Annotated in this window: 12 protein-coding genes; 7 read left to right on the top strand and 5 right to left on the bottom strand. The window is 37.4% G+C overall.

Annotated elements, in window-relative coordinates:
- Positions 1–186: 186 nt before the first annotated feature.
- Positions 187–1,110: an alpha/beta hydrolase gene (locus DRF67_RS16305; protein WP_115929356.1), complete on the bottom strand. Its 924-nt coding sequence runs from the start codon at positions 1,108–1,110 to the stop codon at positions 187–189.
- A 154-nt stretch (positions 1,111–1,264) separates the two neighbouring features.
- The gene (locus DRF67_RS16300; RefSeq protein WP_228435833.1) at positions 1,265–2,113 is read right to left on the bottom strand and encodes a helix-turn-helix domain-containing protein; all 849 of its coding nucleotides are present in this window, start codon (positions 2,111–2,113) and stop codon (positions 1,265–1,267) included.
- A gap of 426 nt (positions 2,114–2,539) precedes the next feature.
- Here DRF67_RS16300 and DRF67_RS16295 point away from each other — a divergent pair, with 426 nt between their 5' ends.
- The 3 genes from DRF67_RS16295 to DRF67_RS16285 all read left to right on the top strand — a co-directional run bounded on the left by DRF67_RS16295 (position 2,540) and on the right by DRF67_RS16285 (position 4,445).
- Entirely contained in the window at positions 2,540–2,935 is a 396-nt protein-coding gene (locus DRF67_RS16295; protein WP_115929355.1) for a hypothetical protein, read from the top strand.
- A gap of 12 nt (positions 2,936–2,947) precedes the next feature.
- Entirely contained in the window at positions 2,948–3,511 is a 564-nt protein-coding gene (locus DRF67_RS16290; protein ID WP_115929354.1) for a dihydrofolate reductase family protein, read from the top strand.
- Between the two features lie 337 nt (positions 3,512–3,848).
- On the top strand, positions 3,849–4,445 hold the full coding sequence (locus DRF67_RS16285; protein ID WP_115929353.1) for a Crp/Fnr family transcriptional regulator: 597 nt from the start codon (positions 3,849–3,851) through the stop codon (positions 4,443–4,445).
- A 934-nt stretch (positions 4,446–5,379) separates the two neighbouring features.
- Here the strand turns inward: DRF67_RS16285 and DRF67_RS16280 are convergent.
- Entirely contained in the window at positions 5,380–6,318 is a 939-nt protein-coding gene (locus DRF67_RS16280) for a beta-1,6-N-acetylglucosaminyltransferase (RefSeq protein ID WP_115929352.1), read from the bottom strand.
- Between the two features lie 437 nt (positions 6,319–6,755).
- Here DRF67_RS16280 and DRF67_RS16275 point away from each other — a divergent pair, with 437 nt between their 5' ends.
- The 4 genes from DRF67_RS16275 (at position 6,756) to DRF67_RS16255 (ending at position 9,191) form a co-directional block, all read left to right on the top strand.
- Positions 6,756–7,502 (top strand): DEAD/DEAH box helicase, encoded by a 747-nt coding sequence (locus DRF67_RS16275; RefSeq protein ID WP_228435832.1) that lies wholly within the window; start codon positions 6,756–6,758, stop codon positions 7,500–7,502.
- A gap of 52 nt (positions 7,503–7,554) precedes the next feature.
- Positions 7,555–7,749: a cold-shock protein gene (locus tag DRF67_RS16270; protein WP_115929350.1), complete on the top strand. Its 195-nt coding sequence runs from the start codon at positions 7,555–7,557 to the stop codon at positions 7,747–7,749.
- A gap of 345 nt (positions 7,750–8,094) precedes the next feature.
- Positions 8,095–8,553 (top strand): MaoC family dehydratase, encoded by a 459-nt coding sequence (locus tag DRF67_RS16260; protein WP_115929348.1) that lies wholly within the window; start codon positions 8,095–8,097, stop codon positions 8,551–8,553.
- A 95-nt stretch (positions 8,554–8,648) separates the two neighbouring features.
- Positions 8,649–9,191, top strand: coding sequence for a hypothetical protein (locus DRF67_RS16255; RefSeq protein WP_115929347.1), 543 nt, complete (start codon positions 8,649–8,651; stop codon positions 9,189–9,191).
- A 62-nt stretch (positions 9,192–9,253) separates the two neighbouring features.
- Here DRF67_RS16255 and DRF67_RS16250 read toward each other — a convergent pair whose 3' ends face one another.
- Positions 9,254–10,051 (bottom strand): helix-turn-helix domain-containing protein, encoded by a 798-nt coding sequence (locus tag DRF67_RS16250; RefSeq protein ID WP_115929346.1) that lies wholly within the window; start codon positions 10,049–10,051, stop codon positions 9,254–9,256.
- Positions 10,052–10,183: 132 nt separating this feature from the next.
- Complete coding sequence (locus DRF67_RS16245) at positions 10,184–11,599, bottom strand: aldehyde dehydrogenase family protein (protein ID WP_115929345.1); 1,416 nt, start codon at positions 11,597–11,599, stop codon at positions 10,184–10,186.
- Between the last annotated feature and the right edge of the window lie 24 nt (positions 11,600–11,623).

The following is an 11,623-nucleotide window of genomic DNA, read 5'->3' as shown; positions in this document are numbered from 1 at the left end:
AAAATAATAAAAAGTTATTTCCGTAAAATTTTTTGAGCTGTAAGGGCTCAAAATTTTCCAGAATAACTTTTTAACTTACACAGTTAGTGAGATACTACCAAAAATAGCGTCATTTTATTTCTCTAATTCACAATTGAAAATAGCTTGTTGCGCCGTTTAATTTTTCGCGCATTTACCCATGCTTTTTTAAAGATTTTCCTTGTAAAAAGGAATCAATTGGTCTAAAGCTATTTTTACTGGTTCCGGTTGGTCATATAAATCATAGTGTGACCACCCTTCAGCAATAACCAATTCTTTCTTCTCTGATTTTGCTCTGCGGATAATCTCCATTCCGTCTCTGTAAGCAGCAAACCCTCCTGGTTGATCACCAATAACGATCATTAATGGTTGCGTGAGTAATACTTCTGCCAAATGAAAAGCATCCCATCCAATAGCTGCACTATTGTGTGAGTATAAAGAACGGTTGAGACCGTTGGGTTTCTGGCCTCTTGATGTTCTGTAGTAATCCGTTGCTTCCAGTACATCAATATCTTTAATACCTGCAGCTTTACCAGCTTCTACAGAGGGTGGCAGAACATCGTCAACACGCAGTTCTGCTCCGCGTGCCTCAGCTGTACGTTGTTCAGCGATTTTTTCCAGCGCGCCGATAGGATCCCAATTACCAAATGCTTCTCTCCATAATCTTCCATAATTAACGGCTGTAACAGTTCCCACAGCTTTGATACGCTTTTCTGTCATAGCGGCATTGATCGCGTATCCGCCACCTCCACAGATTCCTAGAACACCCATCCGTTTTTCATCAACGTAAGGAAGAGTGACCAAATAATCACAGGCACATCGGAAATCTTCCACTCTCAAAGTAGGATCTTCAATAAATCTGGGTTCTCCACCGCTTGACCCCTGAAAAGAGGCATCAAATGCCAATACAACAAATCCAGCATTGGCGAATGCTTCTCCATATACATTTCCGGAAGTCTGTTCTTTACAGCTTCCGATGGGGTGAGCGCTGATGATCGCAGGGTATTTTTGATTTTCATCGAAGTGGGGCGGGTAGTATACATCTGCTGCTACGTCCCAATACAAATTTTTGAAGGTTACTGACTCTTTCATTTTCTAATTTAAGGTGTTATTACTATTTTACACTATGTTAATTCAAAGATTTTTTAAAACAATGATGCTGTTCATTCTGATCCTGTGAACAAAACAAATGTATGACGATCAGCACCAGATAGGTGAAAACAAAATACTGTAAAAGCGAAACATTTTACTGTTTTCTAAAAGAGGTAGGTGAAAAACCTGTTTTTTGGCGGAAAAATCGGGTGAAATAGGTGGGGTATTCAAAGCCTAAACCATAGGCAATTTCATTGATCGAAAGCTTCGTTTCAAGCAGTTCTTTTTTGGCAATCTGAATGATGTGCTGATGAATATGCTCTATCGGTGACTGTCCTGTGAAATGTTTGATGAGGTCTCCGAAATAATTGACAGAAAGATTAGCCTTACCGGCAAAATGAGCAACAGTAGGAAATTGACTGGAGTTGTTTCCTGTACCAAAATATTGGTCTAATTGCCGGTGAAAATCGGCAACTACTTTATTGTATATTATACTTCGGGATTCAAACTGCCTCTCGTAAAAAGTTCGGGTATACGCCAATATCAGCATGGCATAGGAAACGAGTACATCTTGCGAAAAATTGTTGCGATGGTATTCTTCATAAGCCTTGGAAAATAAATCATCAAGAAGTTTGCTCTCCCGGTCTGTAAGAAATAATGCTTCATGATGATCATATCCCGTGAATGAATAATATTTTACAAACTTGTATACTAGGCTGGTGTCAATGAAAATTCCATATCCTGAAAATGGATTAGCCAGATCCCATTCCATGATGTTACCGGGTTTATCCAAAAACAAATACGAACTCGACATCCCTTCTACAGGTGGATCTACTTCAATATTGTTTTTAATGGCTATCAGATAAAAATCCAGTTGTACAGGTTCGGACTGTAATCGTATATTTTGATGTTGATCATAATTGATGACCTGTATGGCACCCGTATTGGCAGTATTGATGCCAATATATTGTAGAAAAGATGATATGTTGTAGGGCTTATTCAATGTATAGAAAAGATATCAATGATTTAAAAATACAAAATTAGTTTTATCTGAACCAAAAAACTATTCTTATTGACTCCTATCCCGGCTGTTATCATATTGAACCACAGATGATATGGATTTTCACAGATATTTGCCCCTTTGTGAATAAACAATTAATAAAGGAGTAAATTTTTTCTAAAATAAAATATATGCCGCAGGTATACAATAGGTTATGTGGTGAGTTATGTGGTGGCCCATTCTGACAAATGGCGCTATTTTTGTTTTTTAAATTATTACAAATAATAATTGATAAAGGAATATTGACATTCTAAGGCATGCACTGGTTAGCTTTCATACCAATGGAATGCCTGCATTGGTAAATGCAAGTTAACATTACTCTGACTTTTCCCAACAGGGAATGTACCGGATTATTCTAATCTTACAACAATGAAAGATTTTTTTGAACATTATGCAGAACTATCCATGATCGGCAACGCGGATAGATTAGCTCAATGCTATGCCGATCAGTTTATGGTGGGCGAAAAAGAAACAGCCGTATTCAGGAATGATGAGAAATTCATAGAATGGCTGAACGGAGTATTTGCTGCAAATAAAAAAGCAGGCATGCAATCACTCAGAGTGAAAGATATCGTTGCTGTTCAATGGAATGAATCTTTTGTAAACGCCCGGGTAACCTGGAGCGCGAAATTTTTATCTGTTGAAGAAGAAATGAGTTTTGTCATTCATTATGTAGTTAATGTTTCTGAAGATCATTTCAAAATTGTTTTGTACATCAGTGAACAGGATGAGGAACAGGTGAAACGCGGGAAAGGGCTCATATAAACGAACCATAAAATGAGAAATGTTATATTAAACCTTGCCATATCCTTTGATGGACTTATCGAGGGACCCAATGGGGAGCTGGATTGGATTGTAAAGGATGAAACCGTTGACTATGGAGACATTCTTACCGAAATCCTGAGCGATAAAGATCTTATTTTTTACGGGCGTGTAGCCTATGAAAAATGGGGCAATATACAGCCTGAGAAAAATGCTGGAAAAAAAATAAAAGATGCCTATCATCTGATGCATAGCAAAACAAAATATGTGTTTTCAAAAACGATGAAAGAGGATGGTACAGAGGCTATTTTTATCAGTTCAGATATTGAAGAAAAAGTCCGGGAGCTTAAGCAGCAGCCCGGCAAAAACATCTGGCTCTACGGGGGTGCCAAAATAGCCACTACATTTTTTAATCTTAATCTGATTGATGAATTAAGACTGGCCATACATCCCGTTATATTAGGTAAGGGTAAACCTCTCTTTCAAAATATAGAGCATGCACATAAGCTTAAACTGGTTGAGATACAGGATTATGCATCCGGTATAATGCTGGTGAAATATAAAGTATATTATTCCTAAGAATGATACTTCACTTTAGATTAATAACCATTCCTTGGAAATGATATAAATCCATCCTGACACAAAATGGGAATAAGAAATTGGAGACTGATTACTTTCGGAGAATAGCCATATCATTTAAATATTATATAATAATAAAAAAGAGATTACTTCCATTTTTTTGATTTAATAGTGATTGATATCATCAAAATGAGTTATAGGTTAAAGGCTTGTTAATACCTTTGCAGTCTTTATTTTTTTAATATGCCCATCAGTTGTGGTCTGGATTTTGTATATCGTTTGACTCCAATTTTTATTAAGATCAACATTGTAACCATAAACGCATAAAATTGAAGTTATGATAATTGATGAAAATCTTTTGCTCAATTTTGGAGCAGTGTGTGAGGAGTATTCCGCGAAGGAGATTATTTATAAAAATGGAGATACACCTTATTATTATTTCCAGATCATAAGCGGAACAGTAGAACTCAATAATTATCACGAAGACGGTAAGGAATTTACTTTGAATATTCTTTCTGAAGGTCAAAGTATAGGAGAGTCGTTGCTTTTTGGTAACAAAAAGTATCCTATGAATGCTGTTGCAAACAGCAATACAAAAGTGTATAAATTAGCAAAAGCAAACTTTCTTGAGCTGCTATCCCAAAATCAGGAGGTTATGTTTAGATTATTTGAACACTTGTCTGATAGGCTTTTCTACAAGTATATTATGCTTTTTAATAATTCAGCCATAGATCCACAAGCCAAGATCAAAGCGCTGATGGACTATTATAAGGAATACCACTGGGGAAAGCAGAAGATAAAGAATATCATCCCACTGACCAGACAGCAGATTGCAAACATGACAGGATTACGGGTGGAAACCGTAATCCGTACGATAAAAAAAATGGAAAGAGATAATTTGGTACATATTAAAGAAAGACGGATTTACTATTAGACGAACATGTGTAAATATTTGTATTCTTATTTCGCAACATTTTAACAAACTTGCTTACTCTTACTTGTTCGCCAAAAGAGAAGTAATCTCTCCTTATTTTTAGTCATTTACTCTTTAAATCTTTCTTTTTATAATTGATTATCCTGATTCCCAATCATGCAAAAGTGCGTTGGGCAAGAAATGTACTTGTAAGCATGCAGAAGGCTACTAAAAAGAAGGATGTCCTTAAAATCACTGGGAAGTAGATGTCAGGATAAAGATAATGGGTGGCTGTGAGGGGTAAACCGTATGATTGTCAGTAATTTAAGTCTGATTAAATCAGAGATCTTCTTCCTTACTGATTTTACTCTCCGAATTGCTTCAATTTGACGAATAAAAAATAATGAAACCTGAAATAAAATTATTTATAAAATAACGGGTTGACCATTATCCAATCACTGTTTATCCTCATTTTATTTTATAAATAGTGAATTACTGACAATAACTTACAGAATATTAGTTTTTATTCTTAGAAAAGGGTACCTTCTACACATGGAAAATAAATATTTCAAAGAATAAATAGTCAAAAAAAACACAATAATCCATAGTTATTTATTTTTAATTTGATTTTATTTTTCCGACCCCTACGAGCTAGGGGTTTTATAGCAGGAGTTCTTTCATATATAATTATTATTGTAAGCCTCCTTTTTTGGGAGGTTTTTACTGATGTGATTTTCTATATCATATAGAAAGTGAAAAAGCACTTTGATACTGAATCGGCTTGAAATTGAAGCTGTAAAGAATATTTTTAAGCATGAAATAGTTCTGCTAATAAGCTAAATTAACAATTTTAATTTTATCTTTGCTGAAACCAAACGATAGCATGGGATTGTTTTCCAGATTGATTGTTTTTTCCAAATAATGCTGAGATAAATTTTAAAAAGTATGTAAGAATTCAGTTATTGTAACGATCATCTCTTCTGAGTTCTCTTTCTACTTCGTCAATTTCTGGTAAAGGATAAAGAAAGCTTTCTTCAATATACCTCAAAATACTCTCATCCGTTTTGTTGTTGATTTTACGTATGAACAGTTTATTTCCGGATTTTAGATCCTCAATATAATTCAGAGTGTCCTGCTTATTCTGGAAAAGTGATTTCTCAAATACAGCTCTTTTATCATCATTCACAATAATATCATGAAAAGATGTGTTCATGAGGACTGTTTGAAAAAAGGATTCTGCAGGTAAAAAAGTATGTAGATAATAATCCTCAAAATCCATTACCCTTTTATTATTGGTTAGGAATGCACAGGTTTCTCTTGTGAAAATAAACCATTTTCCACCTATAAATGGTATGACGCCTTTCATAAATTCTCTCTTATAAACCAGTGAGGAGATCATATAGGCCAGTTCTGTAAAATGATTTTGTATTCTTTGCAGGGTATCGGGCCTGTAAAATTTCTGGTCATAATAAAAGAAATAATTTCGGCCTTTATTAGCTGTAAGAAACTTACGGATGATATTTTGTGATTTAAGAGGGTAATCTTCACCACTCAGGTTGATAAAATAATCCCACTCCTTATTTACGTTCAGAAGAAATTCCATAGCGTTGAGCTCGGCTTGGATCATACTGAAACCACCCGACACAACATTCATGCTGTCCAAAATATAAACGTTGGGGAATTGAGCAGAATGCAGCTGTATTTCTTCCGTTGTCTCTGCTTTTGCTTTTCTGTCAATATGGATGAGATAGACCTGATCTCTGGTATAGATCTTCTCAAACATAGCTTTAAATACTTCAACTTTATGATGTACCATAATAAAATAGGCAATTCTAATATGAGAAACATTCAATTCTGAAATTTGAAGTTGTGGTAGGGGAAGGGTAGTTTGCATGTTTTGGAGCTTAGAATCATCCGCGTCTGCAAACAATTGGGTTTAACTTGCTAAATGTACAAATAATTTTTTGATAATCAGTTATTTAAATATTGCTTTGTTCGTTTTTTTTATCGTAAGTTTGCAGCATATTGATAAAACAGGTCACTGCCTTTGCTATTCTGTCATAGTTTAAAATCACAATTTTTTCTTTCAGTTTTGCTTTTTCAGCTACCGATTTATAATCTTAGGAAATCAAAAGATTATAAACGTCGTATCATCAATAGGAGCGATACGTTATTGCAGGTTGTCCAATACTATTTGATGGTATGTTGATGGCCGAAGCAAGCAAGATGGTAAGCAGGAGAAATATTCTTATTTTGTCTACCCTTATATAATACCAATTCAAATTCTGATCAACAGGGTTATGACAAAATACCGGAAGGCCGGAATGTATAATGAGTTTTAAAAATCTAAATTTAATTAATCCAATTATCCGCGCGGCAACAGAAGCGGGATACTCCAGGCCTACAGAAATACAATATAACGCCATTCCCCATATTTTAGCAGGAAAAGACATCCGTGGATGTGCTCAGGCAGGTAGCGGAAAAACAGCAGCCTTTGCCATGCCCATTCTGCAGTTGCTAAAAAAATATACTCCGGACCATAAAGAAGTACGAACCTTAATCCTTACCCCTACCCGCGAACTGGCGATACAAATTGAGGAAAACTTTAAAATCTACAGTAAATATCTGCCATTATCCCAGCTTTCTGTGTATGGAGACGTTTCTAGAGGCAGCCAGCTCGCTGCCCTGAGAAAAAGAGTGGATATTCTGATAGCTACTCCCGGAAGACTCCTTGATCTGGTCAGCCAAAGACCGATGGACCTGTCAAAAATTGAAATGTTGGTGCTGGATGATGCGGACAAGATGCTTGACATGGGATTGATCAATGACGTAAAAAATGTTGTAAAGCTGGTTCCCAATAAAAGACAGACCTTACTTTTTTCCGGAACGATGCCATTAGGTATCCGGAAGCTTGCGGAAACTCTCCTGAATGCTCCCATAGAAGTGACAGCAGAGACTACAGCAACAGGGACAGAGGAGAATGTGGTATCCTTTTGTGATGTTGATGAGCGGATTGACATGAAAAAAATTCAGAATGTGATAGGTTTTACAATGCCTGTCAGTTCATTTCAAAAATAAAATCTGTAAAAGATTACAGATCATAATACATTTAATTTTTAATATAATTACCATGCAAGAAGGCACAGTAAAATTTTTTAATGAAGCAAAAGGCTTCGGGTTTATTTCTCCGGCAGACGGAAGTAAAGACGTATTTGTACACTCTTCAGGATTAATCACAAGAGTGATCCGCGAAAATGATAAAGTAGTTTTTGAGGTTCAGAAAGGAGAAAAAGGTTTAAATGCTGTTAACGTAAAGTTAGCGTAATAAAAATCTCATCTGAAGATAGGTGGAAATGGTATTCTATACCAACCCATTCTCAGATTTTTACTTTTTTAGAGTCCATACACTTTTTAAGTTTCCGGACCTATTGTTTAAAGAAATGAAACCTCTTGCTTTTTGTGAGAGGTTTTTTTTGAGGATTGGGAGAATAAATATCATGTAAAACTTAAATTTTTCCTTAGATTTTGTATCCGGTTCTACTTTATTCACCTCCGGGCAGATGCGGTCTGATATTTGAATGGTAAAACCAAAGCAGATCTGATGGCAATCAGCTGTAATCAATTTATACACCAACAATACCCTCATGAAAGAGGGTAAAAAATATGAGATATGATAATTATCAACAGTTTTGAAGAATACAAAGCGCTTGAAGGCAGGATGATGGGAGTTTCTTCCTGGCACACAATAGATCAGGAACAGATTGACAGATTTGCCCTTGCGACTCTGGATCATCAGTGGATTCATACCGATCAGGAAAGAGCACAAAAAGAAAGCCCTTTCAAATCCACTATCGCTCATGGTTATCTTACATTATCCCTGATTCCCTATCTATGGAAGCAGATTGCTGAAGTAAGAAATGTAAAAATGGAAATTAATTACGGGATTGAGAATTTTAAGTTTGAACAGGCTGTTCCCGTCAACAGTGAAGTACAGCTGCAGGCCACCGTAAAATCTGTAAAAGACCTCAGAGGAACGGTGAAAGTAGTAGTGGAGGCGAAGCTGCTCATTAAAGATCAGATAAAACCGGCGTATACCGGCGATGTCATTTTTCTTTATCACTTTGCGTAGAGTAGGAGATCACTATTGCATCACAATTCAATGAGGTATTTACCCTTCAATGGTCAAATTTTAATATCTTTAAAAACTAAAAAATAATAACCCTTATGAAGATAAAATCGTTCACCTTAGCGTTCACCCTTCTTTTTCAATTCGTGAGTGTCACTGTATTTTCTCAGAAAAAAGCGAATCTCAATTCCTTACTGAATACCCATTCTGAATTTATTTTTCCGCAGACCCCCGATAAAATTTCCAAAGCCCTTCAGGTAAAGACTGTTTTCTATGAAGATGCCAATGATGAAAAATATGCTAAATGGCTCACCCCGTCAGGTCTTGAACTGTATTGCAGCCTCGGGAAAAACAATGCTGTAAACGAAATGTTTTTTGACATTCCTGAAGATCAATCAGTGATCGTGGGAGGACTGCCTTTTGGTCTTACCATGAACCAATCTACATTACAGGATGCCAACACCCAATTCGCTAAGTATGGAGCAAAAATAGGAAAGCTTGGTGATGACAGTGAATTTTCAGGGGGCTCAAAAATGACATTCAAAAAAGGAAGCCATTATGCAACTCTACTTTTTGACAAAAAAAACATATTGAAGTTTTTAGGTCTCAGTACAGAGCTGGTAGATCCCGCTGCCAATTAATGAGGTAGACAAATATTTCAATTCATACAGCCATGCCATTTTTCCGGGTAGTAAACTACGGTCTATTTTACCTGTATTGTACTGGGAGGATACCCGAATTGTTTTTTAAAAGCAAAAGAGAAATGCGACAGATTTTCAAATCCCAGATCAAGATAAATATCAGAAACTGATTTGCCCTTTTGAGTGAGAAGAAAATGGGCTTCTCTTAATCTCCGGAGCTGCAGCCATTGTCTTGGTGGCAGACCAAAGGTTTTCTGAAAATCTCTTTTGAATGATGATAAACTTCTTCCGGTGAGATAGGCAAAACGGTCAAGGTTGACATTAAAATGGAAATTTCTATTCATGAACGCTTCAATGTCAATCTTATGAGGTTCCGAAAAATCAAATAAAATATCTTTAAGGGTGGGGTCATCATTCAGCATCAGCAATAATGCTTCTTTTTTCTTTAGCTGCAGCAATTCCGGGGAAGCAGGAAGTTCTTCGTACACCAAAAGAGAATTCATAAAAGCCCGGAGGGCTTTGTGATCAGGCTTTATAAAGGCAGGTGTATTCTCTTTTTTCTCTGCCTTATATCCATATTCAAGACTGAAATCATGTAATAGCTGATCGTCAAAATACAGACTTACCGTTTTGATCTCTCCATTTTTGGGAGGATATTTTGCAAACTTCAATAACCGGTTTTTCCGTGAAGAATAAAGGTCACCTTCCTTAAAAACAGTTTTTGTGGTACCGTCGTTCAGCTCCATTTCGCCTGAGATAATCAGCCCCAGGCTATGAAACTGCGCAAACTGTTCTCCCTCTCTGAACTCTGAAAAGTGACAGGAAAAGTTAATCGGAAGAAGGGTAGTATTTTCGCTCATCGTTTAAAAAAGGCTTTTAGTCTTTTTTCCAAACATACAAACTTTTCTGCAGCATCTGTTTGAAAAATGAAAAATCCTCACCACCCAAGCTTAAAAATGATCTCCGGATGCCGTTGTGAGAATACAATATAATTATCCCAGGATCGCTTTAGGCTCCAGATAGGCTTCCAGCCCATATACTCCATATTCCCTGCCGATACCGCTCTGTTTAAATCCGCCGAAAGGTGCAAAGGGGTCATGTGAAAATCCATTGATGCAAACCCTTCCGGCATCAATCTGAGCAGCCAGTTTTTCTGCCCGGTTCCGATCGGAAGAACTGATGTAAGCCGCCAGTCCATACATCGTATGGTTAGCTATGGTAACTGCTTCTTCTTCATTTGTATAAGGGATAATAGACAGTACGGGACCGAAAATTTCTTCCTGTGCAATGCGCATTTCATTGCGTACGTTTGTAAAAATGGTGGGCTGTACAAAATTACCGCTTTCAAGTCCAGTCGGCTTTCCTTCACCACCGGTAAGAAGGGTAGCGCCTTCTTCAAGCCCGATCCTGATATAGTCCTGAACCCGTTCATATTGTCTGACACTGACCAGTGGGCCAAGATCCGTATCCTCTTCACCCGGATTTCCCACCTTTATCTGGGCGGCGGCTCTTTTGGCCAGTTCATTCACCTCATCCAGCCTGCTGAACGGGACAAGAAGGCGGGTAGGAGCGATGCATGCCTGACCATTATTCATACAAACACCCAAAACAGCCATAGGAATAACCTGTGACAAATCTGCATCATCCAGGATGATATTAGGTGATTTCCCGCCAAGTTCCAGGGTTACCCGTTTCATTGTGTCTACCGCCCCTTTGGCAATGGCCTTTCCCGTTACTGTGGATCCGGTGAAAGATATTTTAGCAATATCAGGATGATGGGTAATCGCTGTTCCTACCCTATCTCCTAAACCGTTTACTATATTAAACACTCCTTGTGGCAAACCAGCTTCATGAAAGCATTCTGTGATAAGCTGGGTTTGCCTGGCGCTCATTTCACTTGGTTTGATAACAGCAGTACAGCCTGCTGCGATGGCTGTTGCCAGTTTATTACAGATAAAGCTGTTGCTGGCGTTCCATGGAGTGATAATTCCTGCAACACCCAAGGGTTCCAGCCGCACTTTTGAATTCCCCGCCGTTTTTTCAAAGTCAAAAGATTCAAGAGTGGTGATGGTATTCGTAAAAGCTGACAGGGCATGTTGCACACTCATTCTGCAGAATTGCAGAGTGCCGCCGTATTCACTTACCATAACGGAAATCAGCTCATCTTCCCGTTGGCTTACAGCACGGTGTAGTTTCCAAAGGAAGCCAATACGTTGTTCTTTGGTTGTTTTTGAAAATGTTGTAAAAGCCTTTTTTGCCGCATCTATTGCTCTTTGCGTGTCGGTCTCATCTCCTAGCATTACTTCTCCGGTTTTAGTATTGGTAACCGGATCGATAAGATCAAAAGTTTCTCCGCCATGAGGCGAAACAAATTCGCCATTGATGTAAATTGTGTTAATCTGTATCATTTTGATGATTTTAATACAGCAAAT

Source organism: Chryseobacterium pennipullorum (assembly GCF_003384725.1).
GTDB classification, from domain to species: Bacteria; Bacteroidota; Bacteroidia; order Flavobacteriales; family Weeksellaceae; genus Chryseobacterium; species Chryseobacterium pennipullorum.
This window is presented reverse-complemented; position numbering and strand designations above follow the sequence as displayed.